This is a genomic window from Massilia sp. Root351 (assembly GCF_001425045.1).
Lineage (GTDB): Bacteria > Pseudomonadota > Gammaproteobacteria > Burkholderiales > Burkholderiaceae_D > Rugamonas.
Map to the genome: position 1 here is coordinate 360,104 of NZ_LMDJ01000012.1, position 25,400 is coordinate 385,503.

The following is a 25,400-nucleotide window of genomic DNA, read 5'->3' on the forward strand; positions in this document are numbered from 1 at the left end:
AAGGAGAGTTCCAATGCTGTTCCACGTACGCATGGATGTGAGCATGCCATCCACCCTGCCCGAAGCCGAAGCCGCAGCGATCAAGGCGCGCGAGAAGGCGTATTCTCAAGAATTGCAATCCAGCGGCCAGTGGCGCCACCTGTGGCGCATCGCCGGCCAGTACTCGAACATCAGTATTTTCGACACCGCCAGCATCGACGAGCTGCACGCCCTGCTCTCCACGCTGCCGCTGTTCCCCTTCATGAAGATCGAGGTGATGCCCTTGTGCCGCCATCCATCGTCGATCCGCACCAACGACCTGTAAGCAAACCCACTAGACGGAGACTGACATGACACACAACGACATCGACAAGCTGGTACAGAACTGGATCATCGACACCGCCACCCGCCCGGCCAATCCGCGCGTGCAGGCAGTGGTGCTGCGCCTGGTGGGCGACTTGTGCAAGGCGATCGAAGACCTGGACATCCAGCCCAGCGAATTCTGGAAGGGCCTGGAATACCTGACCAACGCCGGCAAGAACAATGAACTGGGCCTGCTGGCGCCGGGCCTGGGCCTGGAACGCTTCCTCGACATCCGCGCCGACGAAGCCGAAGCCAGGGCGGGCCTGCAAGGCGGCACGCCGCGCACTATCGAAGGCCCGCTGTACGTGGCCGGCGCGCCGGCAAGCACCGGTTTCGCGCGCCTGGACGACGGCAGCGAAAGCGCCGAGGCCGAAGTGCTGTTCATGCAGGGCACCGTGTACGACGAGGCGGGCCAGCCGCTGCCGGGCGCCAAGGTCGAAGTGTGGCACGCCAACCTGATGGGCAACTACTCCTTCTTCGACGCGTCGCAGTCGCACTTCAACCTGCGCCGCACCATCATCGCCGACGAGCAGGGCCGCTACCAGTTCCGCAGCATCCTGCCGAAGGGCTACGGCTGCCCGCCGGGCGGCAGCACCCAATGCCTGCTGGACCAGCTGGGCCGCCACGGCCAGCGGCCCGCGCACATCCACTTCTTCGTCAGCGCCGGTGGCCACCGCAAGCTGACCACCCAGATCAACATCGACGGCGACGAATACCTGTGGGACGACTTCGCCTTCGCCAGCCGCGAGGGCCTGGTGCCGGCCGTGAGCAAGGTGACCGATCCGGCCGCCATCGCCCAGAAAGACCTGCGCCAGCCTTACTCCAGCATCGACTTCGACTTCCGCCTGTACGGCGAACGTCCTGCCGCGCCGGAAGCCGAAGTGGCACGCGTGCGCGCCGCCGCCTGAACCGGGAGAACAGCATGAGCACCACGATTCCTATCATCCCCGTGAACGCTGCACCCTCCGGCGCCCGCCCGCTGGAGCAGTACCTGGTGGAAGACCACGAGAAAGGCGACTTCCGCCTGCACCGCGCCGCCTTCACCGACGAGGCCCTGTTCGAACTGGAGATGAAGTACATCTTCGAAGGCAACTGGATCTACCTGGCGCATGAAAGCCAGGTGGCCAACGTGAACGACTACTACACCACGCACATCGGGCGCCAGCCGGTGTTCATCGCGCGCAACCGCCAGGGTGAACTGAACGCCTTCATCAACGCCTGCAGCCATCGCGGCGCGCAGCTGTGCCGCCATAAGCGCGGCAACAAGGCCACCTACACCTGTCCGTTCCACGGCTGGACTTTCAACAACAGCGGCAAGCTGCTGAAGGTAAAAGACCCTGAGGAAGCGGGCTACCCCGAGTGCTTCAACAAGGAAGGCTCGCACGACCTGAAGAAGCTGGCGCGTTTCGAGAACTACAAGGGCTTCCTGTTCGGCAGCCTGAAAGAAGACGTGGCGCCGCTGTCCGAGTTCCTGGGCGAAGCGGCCAAGATCATCGACATGATCGTCAACCAGTCGGCCGACGGCCTGGAAGTACTGCGCGGCTCGTCCACCTACACCTTCGAAGGCAACTGGAAGCTGCAGGCCGAGAACGGCGCTGACGGCTACCACGTCTCGGCGGTGCACTGGAACTACGCGGCCACCACCAACCGCCGCAAGGAAGCCGAAGCCGACGCCGCCAATGGCCGCGAAGACAAGATCAAGGCCATGGACGCCGGCAAGTGGGGCAAGCAGGGCGGCGGCTTCTACGCCTTCAAGCAAGGCCATATCCTGCTGTGGACCAAGTGGGCCAACCCGCAGGACCGTCCCAACTACCCGCGCCACGGCGAGTACGCGGACAAGTTCGGCACCGCCACCGCCAACTGGATGGTGGAGCGCTCGCGCAACCTGTGCCTGTACCCCAACGTCTACCTGATGGACCAGTTCGGGTCGCAGATCCGCCTGCTGCGCCCCATCTCAGTCAACAAGACCGAGGTGACGATCTACTGCATCGCGCCGAAGGGCGAACCGGCCGCAGCGCGCGCGCGCCGCATCCGCCAGTACGAGGACTTTTTCAACGTCAGCGGCATGGCCACGCCGGACGACCTGGAGGAATTCCGCGCCTGCCAGCAGGGCTACGCCGGCAAGGCCATGGAATGGAACGACATGTGCCGCGGCGCCACCCACTGGATCGAGGGCGCGGACGACGCGGCCAGGGAAATCGGCCTGCAACCGGTGATGAGCGGCGTGAAGACCGAGGATGAAGGCCTGTACACGGTGCAGCACCGCTACTGGCTGGACGTGATGAAGCAGGCGCTGCGCGCCGAGGGAGAGCAGAAATGAGCAGCATCGACATCAACGGCATCGCAGCTTTCCTGTACCGCGAAAGCCGCCTGCTGGACGACGAGCAGTGGGACGAATGGCTGGAGTGCTACCACCAGGACGCCCAGTTCTGGATGCCGGCCTGGGACGACGACGACACCCTGGTGTCGGACCCGGAGCGCGAAATCTCGCTGATCTACTACCCCACCCGCCAGGGGCTGGAAGACCGCGTGTTCCGCATCAAGACCGAGCGCTCCAGCGCCACCATGCCGGACACGCGCACCAGCCACAACATCGCCAACGTGGAGCTGGAAAAACAGGAAGGCGCGCTGTGCACCGTGCGCTTCAACTGGCACACGCTGAGCCACCGCTACAAGACGGACTACAGCTACTTCGGCATGTCGCGCTACGTGATCGACTTTTCCGGCGCGGCGCCGAAGATCCTGAACAAGTACGTCGTGCTGAAAAACGATTACATCAATCAGGTCATCGATATTTACCATATTTAAAGTCTGGAGTACGGACATGAGCCATACCATCGCACTGCAGTTCGAAGACGGAGTGACCCGCTTCATCAGCTGCAACCCCAATGAAAAGCTGGCCGACGCGGCCTACCGCCAGAAGGTCAACATTCCGCTGGACTGCCGCGACGGCGCCTGCGGCACCTGCCGTGGCCTGTGCGAATCGGGCAGCTACGACATGCCCGCTTCCGGCTACATCGACGACGCGCTGACGCAGGAAGACGCGGAGCGGCGCTATGTGTTGAACTGCCAGATGCGCCCCACCTCCGACTGCGTGGTGAAGATCCCTGCCACCTCCGCCTCCTGCAAGACGGCGGCGGCCAGCCACCCTGGCAGCATCGCCTCGGTGGAAAAGCTGTCCGAATCGACGCTGCGCTTCACGGTGGAACTGGCGCAGCCGGAAGCGCTGGACTTCCTTCCGGGCCAGTACGTGAACGTGGAAGTACCCGGCAGCGCGCTGACGCGCTCCTATTCCTTCAGCTCCGTGCCGGGTTCGCCGCTGGCCTCCTTCGTGGTGCGCAACGTGCCCGGCGGCCGCATGAGCAGCTACCTCGCGGATACGGCCCAGCCGGGCCAGCAGATCGCCTTTGCCGGCCCGTTCGGCAGTTTCTACCTGCGCCCGGTGCAGCGGCCGGTGCTGATGCTGGCCGGCGGCACCGGCATCGCGCCCTTCCTGTCGATGCTGGAAGTGCTGGCCGCGCACGGCTTCCCGCAGCCGGTGCGGCTGGTGTTCGCCGTCACCCGCGACTGCGACCTGGTGGCGCTGGAACAGCTGGACCGCATCGCGGCCGCGCATCCGCATTTCAGCTACGTCACCTGCGTGGCCGAGCAGGAAAGCACGCATCCGCGCAAGGGCTACGCCACCCACCACGTCGAGCCCTCCTGGCTGAACGGCGGCGACGCCGACGTCTACCTGTGCGGCCCGGTGCCCATGGTGGACGCGGTGCGCACCTGGCTGGGCGACGTGGGCGTGAGCCCGGCCAACTTCTATTTCGAGAAATTCTCGGCCAGCAGCGGAGTATAAAAAATGAGCATGCGATTCAAAGACAAAGTCGTCATCGTCACCGGCGCCGCACAAGGCATAGGACGCGGCGTGGCGCTGGAGGCTGCGCGCGAAGGCGCTTCGCTGGTACTGGCGGACCGTTCGCCGCTGGTGCTGGAGGTGCTGGCCGAAGTGCAGTCGGGCCGTGACTTCCCGGCCGCGCTGGCCATCGCCTGCGAGGTGGACCTGGAGACCCATGCCGGCGCGCGCGAGCTGGCCTGCGCCGCTGTCGCCGCCTTCGGCCGCATCGACGTGCTGGTCAACAACGTGGGCGGCACCATCTGGGCCAAGCCCTATCAGGAATACGAGCCCGAGCAGATCGAAGCGGAAATCCGCCGCTCGCTGTTCCCCACCCTGTGGTGCTGCCACGCGGTGCTGCCGGCCATGATAGAACAGCAGCGCGGCGTGATCGTCAACGTGTCCTCGATCGCCACGCGCGGCATCTACCGCATTCCCTACTCGGCAGCCAAGGGCGGTATCAACGCCATGACGGCCAGCCTGGCCCTCGAGCACGCGCAGCAAGGCATCCGCGTCAACGCCGTGGCCACCGGCGGCACGGAAGCGCCGCCGCGCAAGGTGCCACGCAATCCCAGGCCGCTCAGCGAGCAGGAACAAGTCTGGTACCAGGGCATCGTCGACCAGACCATCGCCAGCAGCCTGATGCACCGCTACGGCACCATCGACGAGCAGGTGCGCGCCATCCTGTTCCTCGCTTCCGACGAAGCCAGCTACATCACCGGAACCGTGCTGCCGGTGGGCGGCGGCGACCAGGGCTGAGCGAGCCATGGCGCTGTTGCGGGACTGGTCTTTCTCGGCCGTGCTGGCGGGCTTCCTGGCGGTGGTGATCTCGTATTCCGGGCCGCTGGTGATCTTCTTCCAGGCGGCCAGCGCGGCGCATGCATCGCAAGCGATGATGTCGTCATGGATCTGGGCCATCTCGCTCGGTGCGGGCCTGTCCGGGCTGTGGCTTAGCTGGCGCCTGAAGACGCCCATCATCACCGCCTGGTCGGCGCCGGGCACGGCGCTGCTGGTGACGCTGTTTCCCGCCATGTCCATCAACGAGGCGGTAGGCGCCTATATCACGGCCGCGGCGGCGCTGCTGCTGGTCGGCCTGTCCGGCTCCTTCGACAAGCTGCTGCGCCATATTCCCAAGGGCCTGGCGGCCGGCATGATGGCGGGCATATTGTTCCAGTTCGGCGTCAACACCTTCAAGTCCATCGCCACGCTGCCGGTGCTGGCGGTGGGCATGGTGGTGAGCTACATCGTCTGTAAAAAACTCGTGCCGCGCTACGCCGTGGTGGTGGTGATGCTGACCGGCGCGCTGATCGCCTGGGGCACCGGCTCGGCGGACCTGGGCGGCGTGCAGCTGGTCGCCGCCACGCCGCAATGGATACAGCCCGAATGGAGCTGGCGTGCCACCTTCAGCTTCGCCGTGCCGCTGGTGCTGGTCAGCCTGAGCGGCCAGTTCCTGCCCGGCATGGCTATCCTCAAGCTGTCCGGCTACCAGACCAGCGCGCGGCCCATCATGGGCGCCACCGGCATCGCGTCGCTGGCGGTGGCCGGCTTCGGCGGCATCACCATCGTCATCGCCTCCATCACCGCGGCGCTGTGCACTGGCAGGGACGCGCACGAAGATCCAGCGCGCCGCTACGTCGCCGGCATGGCCAACGGCCTGTTCTACGTTGCGGGCGGCACCATGGCCGCCACCATCGTGGCGCTGTTCGCCAGCTTGCCGAAAGAACTGGTGGCCGTGCTGGCTGGCCTGGCGCTGCTGGGCGCCATCACCTCCAACCTGATGGGCGCCATCGAGGACGAGCAGCACCGCGAAGCGTCCGTCATCACTTTCCTCGCCACCGCGTCCGGCATGAGTTTCCTCGGCCTGGGCTCGGCGTTCTGGGGCATCCTGATCGGCCTGTTCGCCTACCTGGTCCTGAAACGCAAACCGGCCGCACCGACTATTTAAGGACACCTATGCCCATCGCAATCATCAACGACACCTGCATCCACTACCGCACCGACGGCGACCGCCGCCTGCCGGCGCTGGTGCTGTCCAACTCGCTCGGCACGGACCTGAGCATGTGGCAGGCGCAGGTTGACGATCTGGCCGCCCACTACTACCTGGTGCGCTACGACACGCGCGGCCATGGCCTGTCCGCCAGCCTGCCGGGCCCATATTCCATCGCCCAGTTGGGCGCGGACGTGGTGGCGCTGCTGGACCACCTGGATATCGGGCAAGCGCACTTCTGCGGCCTGTCCATGGGCGGGGTTACCGGCCAGTGGCTGGGCCTGCACGCCGCCCGCAGGATAGGCAAGCTGGTTCTCGCCAACACGGCCGCGCGCGTGGGCACGGCGGATGGATGGCAAGCGCGCGCCGCCGCCGTGCGCGCCCAAGGCCTGGGGCCGATCGCCGACAGCGCCGCCCAGCGCTGGTTCACGCCGCAATTCGTGCAGCGCCAGCCAGCCGTCGCCGACGCCATGGCCAACCGCCTGCGCGGCCAGAACTACGAAGGCTATGCGGCCTGCTGCGACGCCCTGGCAGGCGCCGACATGCGCGGCGAAATCCACGCCATCACCGCGCCCACGCTCATCATTGCGGGCACGGCCGACCCGGTGACCACCGTTGCCGACGCCGAGGCCATGCGCAGCGCCATCCCAGGCGCACGCCTGGCCGCCCTGCCGGCCTCGCACATTTCCAGCGTCGAAGCCCCGGCGGCATTCACCCGGGTGCTGCTGGAATTCCTGGCGTAGCCGCACCTTCCTGGCGGAATCGTGTTTAACCTGGCGGCGGCTCCTCGCTACACTATTCCGCATCGAACCGAGCTGCGAGGAGAACACCATGGAACAGCAGAGCTACCGGAGTTGCATCGACGCGTGCAACGCTTGCGCCACTGCCTGCGACAACTGCGCGGCCTCCTGCCTTGCCGGGCCGGAGGTGGACGCCATGGCCAGGTGCATAGCGCTGGATATGGACTGCGCCCAGGCGTGCCGGCTCGCCGCGGCGCTGATGGGCAGGGGCAGCCGCTTCGCGCCGGCGGCGTGCACGCTGTGCGCCGACGTTTGCGAGGCATGTGGCGAGGAATGCGGCACCCATGAAATGGATCATTGCCAGGCCTGTGCCGACGCATGCCGGCGCTGCGCGCAAGCCTGCCTGGCGATAGCCGCCTGACCGCGCCGGGCAGGGGCGCCGGGTTCGCATGCTGAACATGCGTGCTAAAATGCGCAGGTAAACCTACCCCTGCCATCATGCCCCAGACCTCCTACATCACCCAAGCCGAATCGCTGATACGCGACACCGGTGCGCGCCTGACCCAGCCGCGCACCCGGGTACTGGCCTATCTGCTCAAGCAGAAAGAGGCGATGACGCACCACGAAATCCACAGCCACCTGCCGGGCGATGCGCTGGACGCGGTCACACTGTACCGCGTGCTGGAGTGGCTGACGGAAAACCGGCTGGCGCACCGCATCGCGGGCGCCGACCAGGTGTGGCGCTTTTCGGCCGGCGCCGTCCAGCAAAACCACGAACACGCCCATTTCCAGTGCAACAGCTGCGACGCCGTCACCTGCTTCAACGACGTGCCGCTGCCGCGCCGCGTGAAGATGCCGGAAGGATTCGTGGGCGAGGAGGTCGACTTCCTCATCAAGGGCATCTGCCCGCGTTGCAGCAAGAAGTAAGCGGTTTTTTCCCCGCTTTTTCATCCTTTAATGCAACCCTGTTGCGTTAACGGCCGTGCCGATCTATTATTGCAACCCTCTTGCATTAATAAGGCCTTTCCATGCCAGCCATCAGCGACAGCCGCTTGCCCGTCACAGTCCTATCAGGATTTCTCGGCGCAGGCAAAACCACCCTGCTCAACCACATACTGGCCAACCGTGAAGGCTTGCGGGTCGCCGTCATCGTCAACGACATGAGCGAGGTCAATATCGACGCCGCGCTGATCGCCTCCGGCACCGCCAGCGCTGGCGCGTCGCTGTCACGCACCGACGAACGCATGGTCGAGATGAGCAATGGCTGCATCTGCTGCACCCTGCGCGAGGACTTGCTGCTGGAAGTGCGCAAGCTGGCGGCCGAGGGCCGCTTCGACTATCTGCTGATCGAATCCACCGGCATCGGCGAACCCATGCCGGTGGCCGCCACCTTCGATTTCCGCAGCGAGGATGGCGATTCGCTGAACGACATCTCCCGCATCGACACCATGGTGACGGTGGTGGATGCGCGCAGCTTCCTGCCGGACTACCGCGGCACCGATTTCCTGTCCAACCGCGGCGAAACCGCAGGCGAACACGACGAACGCACCCTGCCCTCGCTGCTTGCGGAACAGGTGGAGTTCGCCGACGTCATCGTCATCAACAAGACCGACCTGGTAACGAAGGAAGAACTGGCCGATGTGCAGGCAGCGCTGATCGCGCTCAATCCGGCCGCCGAACTGGCGTTTGCCGAGCGCGGACGGGTGCCGCTAAAGCGCATCCTGGGCACCGGCAAGTTCGACCTGGACCGCGCCAGCGGCATGGCCGGCTGGGCGCGCGCGCTGGCGGGGGAGCATACGCCGGAGACCGAGGAATTCGGCATCTCGAGCTTCGTGCTGCGCGCGCGCAGGCCCCTGCATCCGGAGCGTTTCGACGCATATCTGGGCCGCGACTTTCCCGGACTGCTGCGCGCCAAGGGCTACCTCTGGTTTGCTACCCGGCCCGACTGGGCGGTGGCGTATTCGCTGGCTGGCCGCATCGCAAGCGTGGAGCCGGTGGGCCATTGGTGGGCGGCAGGCGGCAAGCGCTTGCCGCCGCAAGACGATCCGCAGCGCGCCGAGATGGAAGCCGGCTGGGAAGAGCCGTACGGAGACCGCGTCAATGAAGTGGTGTTCATCGGCCAGGAACTGGACCGCGCCGCCATCGAACTCGCCTTCGAAAATTCCTTGCTGAGCGACGCGGAGCTGGCCTCAGGGATGGCCGGCTGGCGCAGCCTGGCCGACCCGTTCCCGCAATGGGAGCGCGGCGACGAATGATGCACTTCAAGAAAGCCGCCATCGCCGCGCTGGCCGCATGGCTGGCGCCGTGCGCCGCCGCCGCCGCCCCCGCAGCAAGCGCCAGCACTGCGGCCATTGATGCGGCAGACGCCGCGCCGGGCGACAGCGTCACCATCAGCGCGCAGCGCCAGAACTACCGCAGCCTGAGCGCGGCCGGCGCAACCAAGACTGACGCTTTACTGCAGGACCTTCCGCAAAGCGTGCGCGTGCTGACCTCCGACCTGCTGCGCGACGCCGGGGCCACCTCGCTCTCGTCCGCGCTGGAACTTGCCAGCGGCATCGCTCAGCAGAGCAACCTGGGCGGCCTGTGGGACAGCTACGCCATGCGCGGCTTCACCGGCGACCCGAATTTCGGTTCCGACTACATGGTGAACGGCTTTAGCTCCAGCCGGGGCTACAACGGCATGCGCGACATCGCCGGCACGCAATCGGTCGAGATCCTGAAGGGGCCCGCGTCCGCCCTGTACGGACGCGGCGACCCGGGCGGCACGGTCAACATCCTGACCCGCAAGCCGCGCTTCGCGCCGCAGTACAGCCTGGAGACGTCCGCCGGCAGCCACCGGACCTGGCGCACGGCGGCCGACCTGGCCGGGCCAATCAGCGACACGCTGGCCTACCGCTTGAACGCCGCCCACCAGCGCGGCAACAGCTTCCGCGACACCTTGCACAGCGAGCGCAGTTTCCTGTCGCCTTCGCTGCTTTGGCTGATCGGCCCCGCCACTACGCTGTCCTACGAAGTGGAAGCCGCGCGCCAGGCCACGCCGTTCGACCGCGGGGTACTGGCCGTCAACGGCCAGTTGGGCGCCGTGCCGGTGTCGCGTTTCCTCGGCGAGCCGGGCGACGGCCGCGTAACCGTCAAGTCGCTGGGCCACCAGCTGTTCGTGCAGCACGAGCTGTCGGCAGCATGGTCGCTGCAAACCGGCCTGTCCTACCGCGACAGCTCGCTGGCCGGCTACTCCAGCGAGGCGAACAACCTGCTGGCAGATGGCCGTACCCTGCGCCGCCAGCGCCGCTACCGCGATTTCTGGGCCACCGACGGTTCGGCGCGCGCCGAACTGCTGGGCCGCGTCGGCACCGGCGCGGTGGTCCACAACCTGCTGTTCGGCGTGGACGGCTACCGCTTCGACGACGAACGCCTGCAGCTGCGCCGCAATCCGACCGCCGCCCATCCCTATGCCATCGACATCTACGCGCCGGTGTACGGCGGCGTGGCCGACCCGCTCACGCTGTCCATCGACACCGTGGAGCACCAGCGCGCGCACGCTGTCTACCTGCAGGACCAGCTCTGGCTGGGCGCGCAGTGGAAGGCGCTGCTGGGCGTGCGGCGCGACAGCTACCGCCAGCGAGTGATCAACCGCCGCACGGCGGCCAGCAATGGGCAGGCCTTGAGTGCCACCAGCCCGCGCGTGGGACTGGTGTACCAGCCGGCGGCGGCGCTTTCGCTGTACGCCAGCGCGGCCAAGGGGTTCCGGCCCAACAGCGGCATCAGCATCGCCAACCAGGCCTTCCCTGCCGAGGAAAGCCGCTCCTTCGAACTTGGCGCGAAAACCGATGCGCGGGACGGCCGCCTCAGCGCCACCCTGGCGTTATACCGCATCGACAAAAAGAATGTGCTGACCACCAACCCGCTCAACACGGACTTCGCCCTCCCGGCCGGCGAAGTGGCGAGCAAGGGCGTGGAACTGGATGTGTCGGGAGAACTGGCGGCCGGCCTGCGGCTGTCCGGCGCCTATGCCTACACCGACGCCAGCGTGACCAAGGGCGACACCAGCATCCGCACCGGCAGCAGCCTGCCCAATGTGGCGCGCCACAGCGGCAACCTGCTGCTGACGCGGACCTTCCGCGCTGGCGGCGGGGACGCCGTCACCGTGGGCGCAGGCCTGAACTACGTGGGCGAGCGGCTCGGTGACGTGGCGGTATCGGGCAGCTTCCGGCTGCCTGCCTACGCCACGGCGCGCCTGCTGGCAGCCTACGCGCCCACGCCCAGGCTGCGCCTGGCGCTCAACCTGGACAATCTGTTCGACCGCGCCTACTACGCCAGCGCCTACAGCCAGCTGTGGGTGGCGCCCGGCGCCGAACGCACCATTACCGCTACGCTGTCCTACCGTTTTTAAAGCTGAACTGAAATGAACCAGGCAATAACCGGCGGCCGCGTCGCCACAATCGACATCCTGCGCGGCATCGTCATGCTGCTGATGACGGTGGACCATGTCCGCGAAACCTTTTATCTGCAGCACCAGGTGGGCGATCCAATGGACCTTGCCGCCACCCCGCCCGCGCTGTTTTTCACGCGCCTGGCGGCCCATTTCTGCGCGCCGCTGTTCGTATTCCTCACCGGCCTGGCGGCCTGGCTGTACGCGCATCCGCCTGGCGGCCAGCGCAGCGCCACCGGCTTCCTGCTCAAGCGCGGCGCATTGCTGCTGTTCCTGGAACTGGTGGTGGTCAATTTCGCCTGGTCCGGCCAGTGGCCGGGTCCGGTGCTCTACCTGCAGGTGATCTGGGCCATCGGCTTGTCCATGATAGCGCTGGCCTTCCTGCACCGCCTGCCGCTGCCCTGGCTGGCGGCGCTGGGCGCGCTGATCGTGGCGGGCCACAACGCGCTGCCCACGCTGGCGCAGCTGGCGGCGTGCTTCGGCGCCGGCTTCGAGCCGGGCGGCGCGGGCGCCATGCTGTGGACCGTGCTGGAACAGCGCGGCTACCTGGTCAACGAAGGGCCGGTCAGGGTGCGCGTCAGCTACCCGCTGCTGGCATGGATAGGCGTGATCCTGCTGGGCTACGCGGCCGGACCGCTGTACAGCCGCGCCACGGCGCCGCAGCGGCGCACGCGCTTCCTGCTGGGCGGCGGCGCGGCGGCGCTGGCAGCGATGCTGGTACTGCGCAGCGTCAACATGTATGGGGAGGCACTGCCGTGGGCACCCGGCGCGGACACACTGCACAGCGCCATGTCCTTCCTGAATTTCACCAAGTACCCGCCTTCGCTGGATTTCCTGCTGTTGACGCTGGGCGCCGGCTTGCTGGTCCTGGCACTGCTGGAACGGCCTGTGCGGCATGCGGCGTGGCGCCGCGCCTGCGCCATGCTCGCCGTGGTCGGCGGCGCCCCGCTGTTCTACTACTTGCTGCACCTGTATGCGCTGCTGGCCCTGCAGCGGGGGGCGGCGGCCATGCAGGGGGCGGGCGGCGGCCGCTATGAGTTCAGCGCCGTATGGCAGCTGTGGCTCGCCAGCGCGCTGCTGGCGGCCTTGCTCTACCTGCCCACGCGCTGGTTCGGCTGGTGCAAGCGCACCAGCGGTATTGCCTGGCTCAAATACTTCTAAGCGGCGCCGCGCTCACGGCGCCGGCAGCGGCAAGGGCTCGCGCAGCTTGACGATATGGCGCACATTGTCGCTGTCGATCACCTCCATGCTGGCCAGCCGGCCCAGTTCGACATCGACAAACAGGGTCTGCGGCCTGCGGATCAGGTGGCCCAGGCCTTCAACGGCAATCGACAGCGCGTCGCTCTTGGGATCGTAGCTGATGCCCAGCAGCGGCACCCACTCCGCCTCCACCTGGCTCCCGATGGCCATCGCTTCCACGTCGATTTCAGCGCTCATGCCCTCCAGCTGCCGGGCCACGCCGTCGAAGTAGGCCTGCCAGCCGCGCTTTTCAATGCGTGACATGGTCATGGTATTTCCCTCCTTTGCATGGTTGCTCGCACACAGGTAGACCACCGCGAGCGCGGAAAATTCCGCGCCGGCGCCGAAGAATAAAAAAAAAAGCACCCGGCCTCGCGGCACGGGTGCTTCTTTGCATGTTTTTAGCTGCGGAGCGGCAATCAGCCTTCCGGGTTTTCCTTCTTGTAGTTGGCCACGCCGTTCAGGATCTCCTGCTTGGCCTCTTCCGGACCGTACCAGCCCTGCACCTTGACCCACTTGCCTGGCTCCAGGTCTTTGTAGTGCTCGAAAAAGTGCTGGATCTGCTGCAGGCGCAGGTCTTGCAGGTCTTCCGGCTTCTGCCAGTGCTTGTAGATAGGCAGCACCTTGTCGACCGGCACGGCCAGCACTTTGGCGTCTTCACCGGCTTCATCGCTCATTTTCAGCACGCCGATGGCGCGGCAACGCACCACCACGCCCGGGATCAGCGGGAACGGGGTGATGACCAGCACGTCGCACGGGTCGCCGTCGTCGGACAGGGTGTTCGGCACGTAGCCGTAGTTGCACGGGTAGTGCATCGCCGTGCCCATGAAGCGGTCCACGAAGATGGCGCCCGATTCCTTGTCCACTTCGTACTTGATCGGATCGGCGTTCATCGGGATTTCGATAATCACGTTGAAGTCGTTCGGCACGTCGCGGCCGGACGATACTTTATTCAGGCTCATATTTTCCTCGTTTGCTATGCTGGGGGATTGCTTTTGGAAAGTCTAACCGCGTAATTATAGCGAAGTGGACAGCACTTGTGCGCCGCAGCAGGACCCGGCGCAGAAAAAAGCCCGTCGCGGAGACGGGCTTGGCCTGGTTGGCGCCACTGTTACAGGATGGTGGCCAGCGCGCACTGGCGGTAATGGCTGGCCGCTTCCTCGGGCTGCTGCAGCGCCTCGTGCAACTGCGCCAGCTTCAGGTGCGATTCGCGCACCATGCGCGAGTCTTCCGCGTCCGACAGGGCCTGCTCCAGGTAACGCTGGGCCTTGCCCCACAGTTTCTGCTTCAGGCACAGCGAACCCAGGGTCAGCGCCAGCTCGGCGTCGGTGGGGCGCTCCTGCATCCAGCGCTCGCAGTGCTCGATCTGGGCCAGCAGCGCCGGCGTACCGGCCGGGGCCGCCGCTTCGCGGTAGGCGCGCACCACGCGCTCGTCCCAGTTGGCGGCCAGCGCTTCCTCGGCCACCACGCGCGCCGCGTCGTGCAGGCCGCGCGCGTTCATGGCGGCGGCGGCGCGGCAGGCCACGTAGGGCTTCAGGCGGTCCGCGGTCGGAATGGTGGACCAGACCCGCTGCACCGATTCGGCGTCGTGCGATTTGTCCGACAGCAGGTCGTCGTAGGCCAGTTCACGCAGGCGCGCCGACAGCGCCGGGTGCAGTGCCTTGTGCTTGTCCAGCGAACGTACCAGGCGCAGCACTTCCGGCCAGTTCTTGGCCTGCTGCTGGGCCTTGAGCGACCATTGCAAAGCGTGGATGTGGCGCGTGCCGCTGGCGTTCAGCTCGCGCACCGCTTCCAGCGCCGCTTCCGGCTGGTGGTCGTCCACCAGCAGTTCGGTCATGGTCATCAGGCGCGCGGTTTTCAGCGCGTTGTCGCCGGCGGTCTGGGCCAGCCAGTTGTCGCGGCGGTGGTTCTGGCGCATGCGGTGCGCGGCGCGGGCGCCGATCAGCGCGGCCACGCCGGCGTTTTCAGGCAGTTCGGAAGCGCGCAACGCCGCCTTTTCGGCGTGGCCGAAGCGCCCTTCGAACAGCGCCTTGAGCGCGTCGCGCAGGCCCTTGTTGCCGTCGCGTTCACGCTTGCGCTGGCGGTAGGCCGCCACGCGGTGCGGCATCTGCATGGTGCTGCGCAGCGCGCCGATCACCAGGTACAGCAGCGCGAACAGCGCCAGCATCAGCACCACGAACAGGTTCAGGGACAGGTCGATGCGGTGCGGCGGATAGAACAGCACCACATTGCCCGGATTGAAGCGCGCCGTCACGGCAACGCCGATGGCCAGCGCCATCAGTGCGAGTAACCAGAGGAAGAAACGCATGGCTTAAGGCTTCGCTTTGTAGTTGCGCACAGCGTTCAGGCTGTCGGCCAGCGTCGGCATTTCGATCGCCAGGTTGCTGCCTTGCACCTGGCGCAGCAATGCCTGCACGGTCTGGGTGGTCTTGGCGCGGGTGTCGAAGTACTTGTTGAGCGCTTCCTGGGCGGCGATGAGGTCGCTGCGGAAGGCCGTCTCGTTGCGCGACAACAGCGCCATGCGGGCGTTCAGCAGGCGCAGCTTCAGGTTCTCGCGCAGGAAGTAAGCCTGGCTCGGCGAGAGCATCAGCGCGTCCGGCGTGTCCACGCTGCGCACGCGGATCAGCTGGCGCACGTCGGTCCACATTTCGCTGCTCCAGCTGTTCCACACGTCCTGGGCCTGGTGCAGCCATGGGCTGCCCTCTTCCACCGGCGCGCTGGCGGCAGCCTTGCCGCCCTTGGCGGCGGCCGGCTTGGCGGCGGCGCGGCTTTTCTTGTCCGGCGCGGCCGGCAGGGTCGGTTTTTCATCGGCCAGCATCGGCAGCGTGTCCACCTGTGCCATCACGTTGTCCAGGCGCAGCGCCAGGCCGACCGAGTCCACGCTCGGCAAGGCCTTCAGCTTGTCGAGATCCTTGGCGATGGCGCGGCGGATGGTGATGAATTGCGGCTTGTCCGAGCGCGACAGGCTGCGGTCGGCGTTTTGCAGCGCGATCAGCGCGCCCGGCACGTTGCCGGCCAGCTGCAGCTGCTGGCTGGCGGTCGACAGCACTTGCTCGATCTCGGCCAGCGCCCATTCGTCGCGGTTCTTGGACAGGTCCTGGTACAGCTGCTCGAGCGCCAGTTGCTGGCTCTGGGCCTCGGTCTGGCGGCTCTCCAGCAGGCCGACCTTGATCTGCAGTTCCTTGGCCGTTTCCTGCACCGCGCGCGCCAGCGTGCCCGTTTCGGTGTTGACCTGGTCGCCCTTCTGCAGGCGGCGCGCCATTTCCTCGCGCAGGTTGCGCATCTGGTTGTGCGACGACCAGGTTTGCGCGGCCAGCAGGATGCCCAGCACGATGACGGCGATGGTCAGCGGGCGTTGCAGGCTGCCGGTCACGCTGGGCGCGCCGGCAGCTGGGGATGGGGAAGCGGCGCCGGCGGCCGGGCTGGCAGTCAGCAGGGCCGGCTGCTCCGCTGCGCGGCCGGGCTGCGCTGCGGGGTCGGCGGGGTCTGGTTTCGTAGGCAAATCGTTCATGGACGTGATTGTAACGCGGCCAGCAGGCGTTCGTCGCCTGATCCTGTCTGCGTGATGCGGTGGAAGCCCAGCCCGTTTGCCGTTTGGGCTATCCGGGCGTGGGGGACAATTAAATGCTGTTGTTGCAACTTTACAACAGCCTCGGCGCCGTCCGGCAGCTGCCCTGCCAGCTGCAGCAAACCGCGCAGCGCCTCCGAACTGGTGATGACCCAGTCGGCCGGGCGCGCCAGCAGGCGCGCCAGCGTGGCGCCCAGCGCCGGCGTGAGCGCCGGCGTGCTGCGGCGGTAGGCTGCCACCACGGTGACGTCGGCGCCGGCGGCGCGGAAGGCGTCGCCCATCAGCTCGCGCCCGCTCTCGCCGCGCACAATCAGCACGCGGGCGCCGCGCAGCGCGTTCAGGTCCAGCGCCTGCAGCAGGTGTTCGGTGTCGGCGTGGGCCGGGTTGGCCGGGCTGGCGATGTGGGCGTTGGCCTCGGTCACGCCGTGCGCGGCCAGCGCGGCGCGGCTGCCCTCGCCGACCACGGCCGCGGTCACGCCGGCCGGCCAGGCCGGGATGTGGGCGAACGCGGCGTCGATGGCGTTGGGCGACACGAAAGCCACCAGCGCGTAGCTGGACAGCTGCGCCAGCGTGGCCTGCAGCTCGCTGCTGTCGGCCAGCGGTGCGATCTCCAGCAGCGGCAGCACTTCCACCGGACGGCCGAGCGCAGCCACGCGCGCGGCCAGCGGCTGCGCCTGTGCCAGGGGACGGGTGATGATGACGGTGGCGGGCATCCTGGGCTGGCGGGGCCGCGCGTCAGACGCCGGAACGGCCGCCGGTGGGCTCGCCGGGCTGCGTGTGGGCGATGTCCTCGGAGCTGCCGGGCTGCGGATCGTTGCGGTGCGCCTCGGACGGCGCCGCCTGCGGGTTGGCCGCCGCGTCGGCGGCGGCGGCATCGGCCAGGCAGCTGGCCAGAATGGCGACCGCGTCCTGCCGGCGCAGCAGTTCGGCCACGTCCTGGCCCAGCTGCTCGGCGCTGGCGGCCACGCCGCGCACCTCGGCCGTGGCCATGCGCGCGCCGTCCGGCGTGGCGACCATGGCGCGCAGATGCATCTGCCCGCCGTCCACGGTGGCATAAGCGGCCAGCGGCACCTGGCAGCTGCCGCCAAACACCTTGGACACCTTGCGCTCGGCTGTCACTGCTTGCGCGGTGGCCAGGTGGTTCAACGGCGCCAGCAGGCGCATCAGGTCCAGCCCGTCGGAGCGCTCGGCAATCTCGATCGCCATCGCGCCCTGCCCAGCCGCCGGCAAACTGGTTTCCGGCTCGAGCAGCGCGCGGATGCGCTGCGGCAGGCCAAGGCGCTTCAGGCCGGCGGCGGCCAGGATGATGGCCGCGTAGTCGCCGCGGTCCAGCTTGCCCAGCCGGGTATCGAGGTTGCCGCGCAGCGGCTTGATCACCAGGTGCGGATAGCGCGCCGCGATCAGCGACTGGCGGCGCAGGCTGCTGGTGCCCACCACGGCGCCGGCCGGCAGCTGGTCCAGGGTAGCGTAATCATTGGAGACGAACGCGTCGCGCGGATCTTCGCGCTCCAGCACCGCAGCCAGCGCGAAACCCTCGGGCAGCTCCATCGGCACGTCCTTCAGCGAATGCACGGCCAGGTCGGCCCGGCCCTCGGCCATCGCCACTTCCAGCTCTTTCACGAACAGGCCTTTGCCGCCGACCTTGGACAGGGTGCGGTCCAGGATCTGGTCGCCGCGCGTGGTCATGCCCAGAATTTCTACGCTACACTGCGGGTACAGGGCCGACAGCCGCGCGCGCACATGCTCCGCCTGCCACATGGCAAGGCGGCTTTCGCGCGAAGCGATCACCAGTCGGGTAGGAAGCTCTTGAGCCAAATCGGAAGTATTCAAAGCCTGTTCTTTCGCTAGCGTGCATGATGACAAATTCTTAGAACCAAATTTTATCATGCGCGCCCCATTCGAGAATCATGCATAGGGCATATACCATGGTTGCAAGCAATACAGCAGCATCAGTAGCAGACGCCGGCGCCGACAAGGACGCGCCCCTGAAGGAAGACATCCGCCTGCTCGGCCGCCTGTTGGGCGACGTGCTGCGCGCGCAGGAGGGCGAGGACGTGTACGCGGTGGTGGAAACCATCCGCCAGACCGCCGTGCGCTTCCGCCGCGAAGCCGACGCCGGCGCGGCCAAGGAACTGGACGGCATGCTGAAAATCCTCACGCGCGAGCAGACCATCAGCGTGGTGCGCGCGTTTTCCTATTTCTCCCACCTGGCCAACATCGCCGAGGACCAGCACCACATCCGCCGCCGCCGCGCCCACCTGCTGGCGGGTTCGAAGCCGCAGCAAGGCAGCGTGAGCTATGCGCTGTGCAAGCTGGCCGGCGCCGGTGTCGGCCAGGACACCGTCACCGGCTTCTTCCAGCAGGCGCTGATTTCGCCGGTGCTGACGGCCCATCCCACCGAGGTGCAGCGCAAATCCATCCTGGACGCCGAGCACGACATCGCGCGCCTGCTGGCCGAGCGCGACACGCCGCTCACGCCCAAGGAAAGCGCCGCCAACCTGCACCTGCTGCGCTCGCGCGTGGCCACCTTGTGGCAGACCCGCATGCTGCGCTACACCAAGCTGACCGTGGCCGACGAGATCGAGAACGCGCTGTCCTACTACCGCATCACCTTCCTGCGCGAACTGCCCGGGCTGTACGACGACATCGAGGCCGACATCGCCGCCCAGTACCGGCCGGCCGGCGCCGGCAGCGCGGACGGCGAACCGGCGCCGTGCGCCATCGCCGCGCCCTATGTGCAGATGGGCAGCTGGATCGGCGGCGACCGCGACGGCAATCCCAACGTCAACGCCGCCACCGCGCGCCACGCGCTGGCGCGCCAGGCCACCACCATCCTCGATTTCTACCTGGACGAGGCGCACACGCTGGGCGCCGAGCTGTCGGTGTCGACGCTGATGGTCAAATGCACGCCGGCGCTGCAGCTGCTGGCCGACTCCTCCACCGACACTTCCGAACACCGCAGCGACGAGCCGTACCGGCGCGCGCTGATCGGCATCTACGCGCGCCTGGCCAGCACCGCCCGCGCGCTGGGCGCGGCCAATATCCTGCGCAAGGAAGTGGGCCACGCCGAGCCGTACGAGCACGCCGCCGCCTTCGCCGCCGACCTGCAGATCCTGATCGATTCGCTGAACGCCAACCACGGCGCCATGCTGGTGCATCCGCGCCTGTCCACACTCAAGCGCGCGGCCGATATCTTCGGCTTCCACCTGGCCTCGCTGGACATGCGCCAGAGTTCGGACGTGCACGAGCGCGTGCTGGCCGAGCTGTTCGCCAAGGCCGGCGCGGCGCCGGACTATGCGGCCATGGACGAAGAGGCCAAGGTGGCACTGCTGCTGGCCGAACTGGCCCAGCCACGGCTGCTGTATTCGCCCTACATCGCGTACTCGGCCGAAACCGGCTCCGAACTGGCCGTGCTGGGCGCGGCGCGCGAGATCCGCCAGCGCTATGGCGCGCGCGCCATCCGCAACTACATCATTTCGCACACGGAAACCGTGTCCGACCTGCTGGAAGTGCTGGTGCTGCAGCAGGAAACCGGCCTGCTGCGCACGGTGGACGGCAACGGCACGGCCGACCTGATGGTGGTGCCGCTGTTTGAAACCATTCCCGACCTGCAGCGCGCGGCCGGCATCATGGAACGCCTGATGGCGCTGCCGATGGTGCGCCAGCTGATCGACGCGCAAGGCGGGCTGCAGGAAGTCATGCTGGGCTATTCCGATTCCAACAAGGATGGCGGCTTCCTCACCTCGAACTGGGAACTGTACAAGGCCGAGCTGGGCCTGGTGGACGTGTTCGCCAGGGCCGGCGTCAAGCTGCGCCTGTTCCACGGCCGGGGCGGCACCGTCGGCCGGGGCGGCGGCCCCAGCTACGAGGCCATCCTGGCGCAACCCAAGGGCACCGTGAACGGCCAGATCCGCCTGACCGAGCAAGGCGAAATCATCGCCTCCAAATTCTCCAACGCGGACATCGGACGGCGCAACCTGGAGCTGCTGGTGGCCGCCACGCTGGAGGCCAGCCTGATGCCGCCGGCGGCGGACGACGCCCAGCGCAAGCAACTGGCCGGCTTCGAGGCGGTGATGGCGGAGATCTCCGGGCGCGCCTACCAGGCTTACCGCAACCTGGTGTACGAGACGCCCGGCTTTACCGACTACTTCTTCTCAGCCACGCCGATTGCCGAGATCGCCGAGCTGAACCTCGGTTCGCGGCCCGCCTCGCGCAAATCCACCCGCCGCATCGAGGACCTGCGCGCCATTCCCTGGGGCTTTTCCTGGGGCCAGTGCCGTTTGCTGCTGCCCGGCTGGTACGGCTTCGGCAGCGCCATCGGCTCGTGGATCGCGGATGGCGACCAAGCCGAACGGGTGCAGCAGCTGCGCGCCATGTTCCAGCACTGGCCTTTCTTCGCCACGCTGCTGTCGAACATGGACATGGTGCTGGCCAAGACCGACCTGGCGATCGCCTCGCGCTATTCGCTGCTGGTGCAGGACGCCGAGCTGCGCGAGCGCATCTTCAAGCGCATCACCGGCGAACACGCGGCCACGCTGGCCTGCCTCGAACGCATCACCGGCGCCGGCGAACGGCTGGCCGGCAATCCGCTGCTGGCGCGCTCGATCCAGAACCGCTTCGCCTACCTGGATCCGCTGAACCACTTGCAAGTGGAGCTGATCAAGCGCCACCGCTCGGTGGCGCACGAACCGGGCAAGGTGGACGAGCGCGTGCACCGCGGCATCCACCTGTCGATCAACGGCGTGGCGGCCGGCTTGCGCAACACCGGCTGACCCGGCCTGCTCCGGCTCCGCCATGAAAAAAGCGCCGCCCACTGGGCGGCGCTTTTAATTGCGCTTGCGGTCGGCGGCCGGATTAGCGGGTCACTTGCACGGTGGCGGTGGAAGTATTGCCGGCGGCGTCGGTGGCGCGGGTCTGCACGGTGTGGGTGCCAACCGCTTCCTTCTTGGTGTTCCAGCTGTACGACAGGCTGCTGCCGGAACCGGAAGCTTTCAGGCTGCCGTCGATGTACAGGCTCAGGCGGATGCCGGCGGCGCCGCTGTTGTCGGAGGCGTTCACGGTGACGTTGACGTTGCCGTTGACGCGGCCGGCAACCGGGTTGGTCAGCACCACCACCGGTGCGACGGTGTCCGGAGCAGCCGGCGGCAGGGCGTTGGCGACGTTGACGGCCACGGCGCTCGAGTTGCCGCGGTTGCCGGCGGCGTCATACGCCACGGCCACCAGGTTGTTCATGCCGTTGGCCACGCCGGTGCTGTCCCAGCTGAACACGTACGGAGCGGCATCGGCCGAGGCCACCACGGCGCCGTTCACTTGCAGGTCCACGCGGGCCACGCCGGTGTTGTCGCTGGCGTTGACGCTGACGGTGGCAGCGCCGCTGACGGTGCTGCTGCCCAGCGGGGCGGCGATGGCCACGCTCGGGGCCTGGGTATCCGGTGCCGTCGGCGCGGCCAGCGCGGCCGTCATGGCGGCGGCGGCGTTGACGCGGCCGTAGCCGTACAGGTTGTCGCGGCCGGCGGCGCCCAGGTCCTTGGCGGTGTTGAACAGAATGGTTTCAACCTGGGCTGGGCTCAGGTCCGGACGGGCCGACATCAGCAGGGCAGCGGCGGCAGCGGCCACCGGGGCGGCGAAGGATGTGCCGTTCCAGGTCTGGTACAGGCCGCCCTTGCTGGTGGTCCAGATGCCCGAGCCGGGCGCGGCCAGGCTGACGAAGTTGCCATAGCTGGACCAGCTAGCCTTGGTGTCGCTGCCGTCGGTGGCCGACACCACGATCATGGTGCTGGTCGGGGCCAGGCCTTCGTCCTTGCCGTTGTTGCCGGCCGAGACGAACACCAGGCCGCCCTTGCTGCGCATGTATTGCGCTGCGCTCTGGACGGCGGCGCTGCCGGCCACGCCGCCGTAGCTGACGTTGGCGATGCGGGCGCCGTGATCGGCGGCATAGGTCAGGCCGCTGGCCACGGTGCTGTAATAGGCGTAGCAGCCGTAGGTCGGATCCAGGTAGGCGATACGCACCGGCATGATGCGGGCCTGGCCGGCTACGCCAGCCACGCCGACGCCATTGTCGCTGCGGGCCGCGGCCGAACCGGCCACTGCGGTGCCGTGACCGCAGACGTCCGACGTATCGGTGTTGTTGCCGTACACGTTGTAGCCGGCAACCAGGTTGGCTTGCAGGTCGGGGTGGGCGCCGTCCACGCCGGAGTCCAGGATGGCGATGGTGACGCCGGCGCCCTTGGCGCTGTCCCAGGCGGCGGCGGCGCCGATATTGTTGAGGTGCCATTCGCCGCCGGCGTACGGGTCGTTGACCACGTAGCTGCTCTTCACGCGGCGGTCCAGTTCGACGAACTTGAACTCGGGACGGTTTTTCAGCTGGGCCACGACGGCCTTCTCGGAAGCGTTGGCCGGCAGTTCGACGATATGGGTGCTGCCCTGGCCGATCTTGCGGGCCTTGCCGCCGTGGGCCTTGAGCAGTTTGTCGAACTCGCCGGCGGTGAGGCCGGCGCGCGGCTCAACCAGGATGCGGCCACGGGCATAGTCGCCGTCGCTATCGCTTGCCGCACGAACTTGCGGCGCCACGGCGGCGGCCATGCCGGCAAAAGCCAGGATCAGGGCACGTGGCTGGAACACTGCGGAGATGGCGGTAATCGATTTCATGGCTGGTTTCCTGTAATTGAATTTTTTCAAAGACAGGACTGCGCAACCATGCGGAGACACGGCCTGGCGACCCGGAGGGCGCAAGGGGACGGCGTACTACTCCACATTGCCTGGCAGTCCTGCCGTCATGGGGTATGAACCCTTTAGACCGATGACTTTGCGTCCCCCGCTTTCGCGGGGTTTGCCTTTTTCAGACTTCGAGACGAATAATAAGCCAAAAGTTTATGTGCGGCAATTGAATATCCGCACGGGAACTTTCGGATTGATAGGCTACGTTAATTAAGATGTGATAATAATTGCCATTGTAATTTCCTTGAATAAACAGGTGTAATGATTTTAGAAATCTTTAAATTCAAAATTTAAATAGTGATGAATTACTACTTGCTTACCTGGACCGTGGCCGACGAAGTATTTCCAGCAGCATCGCGCGCCACGCTTTGCACAGTATGGTAACCGCCAGCAATCTTCCGCGTATTCCAGTTATAAGACAGGCTGGCGCCCTTGCCGCTGGCCTTCAGCACGCCATCAATATACAAGGCAAGGCTGATACCGGCCGCCCCGGCATTATCCGAAGCATTCACCGCCACATTCACATTACCGCTGACATTGCCGGCCGTGGGATTAACGATGGCAACCACCGGCCGGGTGGTATCGGCGGGAACCAGTGCCGTGGTGTTGGCAACATTCACCTGCACCGTACCGGACGTGCCGGCATTCCCCGCCGCGTCATAGGCGACCGCCACCAGGCTGGCAATGCCGTTGACCGCGCCGGTGCTGTTCCAGCTGAAGGCGTACGGTGCGGTGCTATCGCTGGCCACCACGGTGCCGTTCACCTTCAGGTCGACCCTGGCCACGCCCACATTGTCGCTGGCGTTGACGCTGACGGCGACCGTCCCGCTGACGCTGGCGCCGCCCAGCGGGGCGGCGATGCCGGCTGCCGGAGCCTGGGTGTCGGCAGCCTGCACGCTGCCCACCGCGGCCTGCACGGCGGCGGCGGCGTTCACGCGGCCATAGCCGAAGACGGCGTCGCGGCCGGCGGCGCCCAGATCGACCGCCGTGCTTTGGAGCAGACTCTGCACTTTAGCGCCGTCCAGCGCCGGGTTGGCCGCCATCATCAGCGCGGCGACGGAAGCGGCAACCGGACTGGCGAAGGAGGTGCCGTTCCAGGCCTGGTAGCCGCCGCCCTTGTTGGTGGTCCAGATGCCGGCGCCCGGCGCGGACAGCGTCACGAAGCTGCCGTAGCTGGACCACGAAGGGCGGACATCGCTGCCGTCGGTGGCCGACACGACGATCATGGTGCTGGTGGGCGGCGTGCTTTCGCTGATGCCGTTGTTGCCTGCGGACACAAACACCAGCCCGCCCTTGCTCTTCATATACTGCGCCGCGCTCTGCACGGCGGCACTGCCGGACACGCCGCCATAGCTGACGTTGGCGATCCGCGCGCCGTGGTCGGCGGCATAGGTCAGGCCGCTGGCGACCGTGCTGTAGTAGGCGTAGCAGCCGTATGACGGGTCCAGATAGGCGACCCGCACCGGCATGATGCGCGCCTGCCCCGCCACCCCTGCCACGCCGGCGGCGTTGCCGGTGCGGGCAGCGGCAGCGCCCGCCACGGCGGTGCCGTGCCCGCATACGTCCGAAATATCGCTGTTGCCGCCATAGATATTCGTGCCAGGCACCAGATTGGGCTGCAGGTCGGGATGGCTGGCGTCCACGCCGGAATCGAGGATGGCGATGACGACGCCGGCGCCCTGGGTCTTATCCCATGCGGTGGCGGCCCCGATCTTGCCGAGATGCCATTCGCTGCCCGCATACGGATCGTTGGCCGCGTAAGTGCTTTTCACGCGCCGGTCCAGTTCAACGAATTTGAGCTCGGGGCGGTGCTTGAGCTGGGCCAGCACCGCCTTGGCCGATGCCGTCGGCGGCAATTCCACCACATGCAGCGCGCTTTGGCCCAGCTTGCGGTGCTTGCCGCCATGACCTTTGAGCAGCAGTTGCAGAGCCTGCTCGCTCAAGCCGGCCACCGGTTCGATCAGCAGGCGTCCCGGCGCGTAATCGTCATCCTGCCCCTGGGCATGTGCAGACAGTGGGAGAAGCGCGGCAACTGCCAGCGCGGAAGTAATATTAATTAATTTGAATGAATAACTGAATTGCATCTGTTAGGCCTGTCATCTGAACTGTCAACAGGACTGTCCCACGCCGCGACGCTAAACAGCCCTCTCCTCTTGGGCTTGTCGCCGCACAAGTTGAATCTAAATCAACGTCACTTTCAACTTGGAAGCCGCATGGTAGATGAGTTTTCCTATAGGCACAATTGAATACCTTTGAAAATCCGCTCTATTCGATAGCGGGAATAAATCACGATAAATCTACATGGAAATTAATAATAACTTCCGGGAATAACAATTACCTCATATCACTAAATATTCCAAAAAAGTTGAATAAATGACTGTCGGTGGCTTTTACACAAATTGCGGAATCAGCGAGGATGATTTTTGGTATTTCATATCAATTCAATAGCTTACACTTCCTGGCACAATTGATGCATAGGACAAATACAGCTGGTGGCG

22 protein-coding genes and 1 riboswitch are annotated in these 25,400 nt (G+C 66.5%); of the genes, 14 read left to right on the top strand and 8 right to left on the bottom strand.

Annotated elements, in window-relative coordinates; all coding sequences use genetic code 11:
• The first annotated feature begins 13 nt into the window (after positions 1 to 13).
• The 13 genes from catC (at position 14) to ASD15_RS14680 (ending at position 12,539) form a co-directional block, all read left to right on the top strand.
• Positions 14 to 304: a muconolactone Delta-isomerase gene (gene catC / locus ASD15_RS14620; RefSeq protein ID WP_057155700.1), complete on the top strand. Its 291-nt coding sequence runs from the start codon at positions 14 to 16 to the stop codon at positions 302 to 304.
• Between the two features lie 25 nt (positions 305 to 329).
• Entirely contained in the window at positions 330 to 1,250 is a 921-nt protein-coding gene (gene catA, locus ASD15_RS14625) for a catechol 1,2-dioxygenase (RefSeq protein WP_057155701.1), read from the top strand.
• 14 nt (positions 1,251 to 1,264) lie between these two features.
• Entirely contained in the window at positions 1,265 to 2,662 is a 1,398-nt protein-coding gene (benA, locus tag ASD15_RS14630) for a benzoate 1,2-dioxygenase large subunit (protein WP_057155702.1), read from the top strand.
• Positions 2,659 to 3,150: a benzoate 1,2-dioxygenase small subunit gene (gene benB / locus ASD15_RS14635; protein WP_057155703.1), complete on the top strand. Its 492-nt coding sequence runs from the start codon at positions 2,659 to 2,661 to the stop codon at positions 3,148 to 3,150. Before benA ends, benB begins: the two co-directional genes overlap by 4 nt.
• Positions 3,151 to 3,166: 16 nt before the next feature.
• Positions 3,167 to 4,186, top strand: coding sequence for a benzoate 1,2-dioxygenase electron transfer component BenC (gene benC / locus ASD15_RS14640; RefSeq protein WP_057155704.1), 1,020 nt, complete (start codon positions 3,167 to 3,169; stop codon positions 4,184 to 4,186).
• A gap of 3 nt (positions 4,187 to 4,189) precedes the next feature.
• Positions 4,190 to 4,981: a 1,6-dihydroxycyclohexa-2,4-diene-1-carboxylate dehydrogenase gene (locus ASD15_RS14645; RefSeq protein WP_057155705.1), complete on the top strand. Its 792-nt coding sequence runs from the start codon at positions 4,190 to 4,192 to the stop codon at positions 4,979 to 4,981.
• 7 nt (positions 4,982 to 4,988) lie between these two features.
• Positions 4,989 to 6,167, top strand: coding sequence for a benzoate/H(+) symporter BenE family transporter (locus ASD15_RS14650; RefSeq protein WP_057155706.1), 1,179 nt, complete (start codon positions 4,989 to 4,991; stop codon positions 6,165 to 6,167).
• Positions 6,168 to 6,175: 8 nt separating this feature from the next.
• Positions 6,176 to 6,952, top strand: coding sequence for a 3-oxoadipate enol-lactonase (gene pcaD / locus ASD15_RS14655; protein ID WP_057155707.1), 777 nt, complete (start codon positions 6,176 to 6,178; stop codon positions 6,950 to 6,952).
• Positions 6,953 to 7,040: 88 nt separating this feature from the next.
• Positions 7,041 to 7,370 carry a four-helix bundle copper-binding protein gene (locus ASD15_RS14660; RefSeq protein WP_057155708.1) on the top strand — a complete coding sequence of 110 codons (330 nt, stop codon included), beginning with the start codon at positions 7,041 to 7,043 and terminating at the stop codon, positions 7,368 to 7,370.
• Positions 7,371 to 7,447: 77 nt separating this feature from the next.
• A complete protein-coding gene (locus ASD15_RS14665; RefSeq protein WP_057155709.1) occupies positions 7,448 to 7,876 on the top strand; it encodes a Fur family transcriptional regulator in 429 nt (142 codons plus the stop codon).
• Positions 7,877 to 7,977: 101 nt separating this feature from the next.
• On the top strand, positions 7,978 to 9,204 hold the full coding sequence (locus ASD15_RS14670; RefSeq protein ID WP_057155710.1) for a GTP-binding protein: 1,227 nt from the start codon (positions 7,978 to 7,980) through the stop codon (positions 9,202 to 9,204).
• Positions 9,201 to 11,339, top strand: coding sequence for a TonB-dependent siderophore receptor (locus ASD15_RS14675; protein WP_229418188.1), 2,139 nt, complete (start codon positions 9,201 to 9,203; stop codon positions 11,337 to 11,339). Before ASD15_RS14670 ends, ASD15_RS14675 begins: the two co-directional genes overlap by 4 nt.
• 12 nt (positions 11,340 to 11,351) lie before the next feature.
• On the top strand, positions 11,352 to 12,539 hold the full coding sequence (locus ASD15_RS14680) for a DUF1624 domain-containing protein (RefSeq protein WP_057155711.1): 1,188 nt from the start codon (positions 11,352 to 11,354) through the stop codon (positions 12,537 to 12,539).
• A 12-nt stretch (positions 12,540 to 12,551) separates the two neighbouring features.
• On the opposite strand, the gene ASD15_RS14685 is transcribed toward ASD15_RS14680, so the two are convergent.
• From ASD15_RS14685 to hemC, 6 genes are all read right to left on the bottom strand, one after another.
• Positions 12,552 to 12,887 (bottom strand): DUF5335 domain-containing protein, encoded by a 336-nt coding sequence (locus ASD15_RS14685; protein ID WP_229418189.1) that lies wholly within the window; start codon positions 12,885 to 12,887, stop codon positions 12,552 to 12,554.
• Between the two features lie 149 nt (positions 12,888 to 13,036).
• A complete protein-coding gene (ppa, locus tag ASD15_RS14690) occupies positions 13,037 to 13,579 on the bottom strand; it encodes an inorganic diphosphatase (RefSeq protein WP_057155712.1) in 543 nt (180 codons plus the stop codon).
• A 149-nt stretch (positions 13,580 to 13,728) separates the two neighbouring features.
• On the bottom strand, positions 13,729 to 14,925 hold the full coding sequence (locus ASD15_RS14695) for a heme biosynthesis protein HemY (RefSeq protein WP_057155713.1): 1,197 nt from the start codon (positions 14,923 to 14,925) through the stop codon (positions 13,729 to 13,731).
• Positions 14,926 to 14,928: 3 nt separating this feature from the next.
• The gene (locus ASD15_RS14700; RefSeq protein WP_057155714.1) at positions 14,929 to 16,128 is read right to left on the bottom strand and encodes a uroporphyrinogen-III C-methyltransferase; all 1,200 of its coding nucleotides are present in this window, start codon (positions 16,126 to 16,128) and stop codon (positions 14,929 to 14,931) included.
• Entirely contained in the window at positions 16,125 to 16,898 is a 774-nt protein-coding gene (locus ASD15_RS14705) for a uroporphyrinogen-III synthase (protein ID WP_057155715.1), read from the bottom strand. Before ASD15_RS14705 ends, ASD15_RS14700 begins: the two co-directional genes overlap by 4 nt.
• A 22-nt stretch (positions 16,899 to 16,920) precedes the next feature.
• On the bottom strand, positions 16,921 to 17,943 hold the full coding sequence (gene hemC / locus ASD15_RS14710; RefSeq protein WP_373888182.1) for a hydroxymethylbilane synthase: 1,023 nt from the start codon (positions 17,941 to 17,943) through the stop codon (positions 16,921 to 16,923).
• A 167-nt stretch (positions 17,944 to 18,110) separates the two neighbouring features.
• On the opposite strand from hemC, the gene ppc reads away from it, so the two are divergent.
• Positions 18,111 to 20,957 (top strand): phosphoenolpyruvate carboxylase, encoded by a 2,847-nt coding sequence (ppc, locus tag ASD15_RS14715; RefSeq protein WP_057155716.1) that lies wholly within the window; start codon positions 18,111 to 18,113, stop codon positions 20,955 to 20,957.
• Between the two features lie 82 nt (positions 20,958 to 21,039).
• On the opposite strand, the gene ASD15_RS33660 is transcribed toward ppc, so the two are convergent.
• Both ASD15_RS33660 and ASD15_RS14725 read right to left on the bottom strand, forming a co-directional pair.
• Positions 21,040 to 22,833 carry a S8 family serine peptidase gene (locus tag ASD15_RS33660; RefSeq protein WP_057155717.1) on the bottom strand — a complete coding sequence of 598 codons (1,794 nt, stop codon included), beginning with the start codon at positions 22,831 to 22,833 and terminating at the stop codon, positions 21,040 to 21,042.
• A gap of 109 nt (positions 22,834 to 22,942) precedes the next feature.
• A riboswitch (cyclic di-GMP riboswitch) is annotated at positions 22,943 to 23,029 on the bottom strand.
• Between the two features lie 181 nt (positions 23,030 to 23,210).
• A complete protein-coding gene (locus ASD15_RS14725) occupies positions 23,211 to 24,986 on the bottom strand; it encodes a S8 family serine peptidase (RefSeq protein ID WP_057155718.1) in 1,776 nt (591 codons plus the stop codon).
• Positions 24,987 to 25,400 lie beyond the last annotated feature (414 nt).

Excerpts from the sequence above, each read along its gene's own strand:
- catC (WP_057155700.1), top strand. The coding sequence starts at position 14 with ATGCTGTTCCACGTACGCATGGATGTGAGCATGCCATCCACCCTGCCC.
- catA (WP_057155701.1), top strand. The coding sequence starts at position 330 with ATGACACACAACGACATCGACAAGCTGGTACAGAACTGGATCATCGAC.
- benA (WP_057155702.1), top strand. The coding sequence starts at position 1,265 with ATGAGCACCACGATTCCTATCATCCCCGTGAACGCTGCACCCTCCGGC.
- benB (WP_057155703.1), top strand. The coding sequence starts at position 2,659 with ATGAGCAGCATCGACATCAACGGCATCGCAGCTTTCCTGTACCGCGAA.
- benC (WP_057155704.1), top strand. The coding sequence starts at position 3,167 with ATGAGCCATACCATCGCACTGCAGTTCGAAGACGGAGTGACCCGCTTC.
- ASD15_RS14645 (WP_057155705.1), top strand. The coding sequence starts at position 4,190 with ATGAGCATGCGATTCAAAGACAAAGTCGTCATCGTCACCGGCGCCGCA.
- ASD15_RS14650 (WP_057155706.1), top strand. The coding sequence starts at position 4,989 with ATGGCGCTGTTGCGGGACTGGTCTTTCTCGGCCGTGCTGGCGGGCTTC.
- pcaD (WP_057155707.1), top strand. The coding sequence starts at position 6,176 with ATGCCCATCGCAATCATCAACGACACCTGCATCCACTACCGCACCGAC.
- ASD15_RS14660 (WP_057155708.1), top strand. The coding sequence starts at position 7,041 with ATGGAACAGCAGAGCTACCGGAGTTGCATCGACGCGTGCAACGCTTGC.
- ASD15_RS14665 (WP_057155709.1), top strand. The coding sequence starts at position 7,448 with ATGCCCCAGACCTCCTACATCACCCAAGCCGAATCGCTGATACGCGAC.
- ASD15_RS14670 (WP_057155710.1), top strand. The coding sequence starts at position 7,978 with ATGCCAGCCATCAGCGACAGCCGCTTGCCCGTCACAGTCCTATCAGGA.
- ASD15_RS14675 (WP_229418188.1), top strand. The coding sequence starts at position 9,201 with ATGATGCACTTCAAGAAAGCCGCCATCGCCGCGCTGGCCGCATGGCTG.
- ASD15_RS14680 (WP_057155711.1), top strand. The coding sequence starts at position 11,352 with ATGAACCAGGCAATAACCGGCGGCCGCGTCGCCACAATCGACATCCTG.
- ASD15_RS14685 (WP_229418189.1), bottom strand. The coding sequence starts at position 12,887 with ATGACCATGTCACGCATTGAAAAGCGCGGCTGGCAGGCCTACTTCGAC.
- ppa (WP_057155712.1), bottom strand. The coding sequence starts at position 13,579 with ATGAGCCTGAATAAAGTATCGTCCGGCCGCGACGTGCCGAACGACTTC.
- ASD15_RS14695 (WP_057155713.1), bottom strand. The coding sequence starts at position 14,925 with ATGCGTTTCTTCCTCTGGTTACTCGCACTGATGGCGCTGGCCATCGGC.
- ASD15_RS14700 (WP_057155714.1), bottom strand. The coding sequence starts at position 16,128 with ATGAACGATTTGCCTACGAAACCAGACCCCGCCGACCCCGCAGCGCAG.
- ASD15_RS14705 (WP_057155715.1), bottom strand. The coding sequence starts at position 16,898 with ATGCCCGCCACCGTCATCATCACCCGTCCCCTGGCACAGGCGCAGCCG.
- hemC (WP_373888182.1), bottom strand. The coding sequence starts at position 17,943 with ATGTGGCAGGCGGAGCATGTGCGCGCGCGGCTGTCGGCCCTGTACCCG.
- ppc (WP_057155716.1), top strand. The coding sequence starts at position 18,111 with ATGGTTGCAAGCAATACAGCAGCATCAGTAGCAGACGCCGGCGCCGAC.
- ASD15_RS33660 (WP_057155717.1), bottom strand. The coding sequence starts at position 22,833 with ATGAAATCGATTACCGCCATCTCCGCAGTGTTCCAGCCACGTGCCCTG.
- ASD15_RS14725 (WP_057155718.1), bottom strand. The coding sequence starts at position 24,986 with ATGCAATTCAGTTATTCATTCAAATTAATTAATATTACTTCCGCGCTG.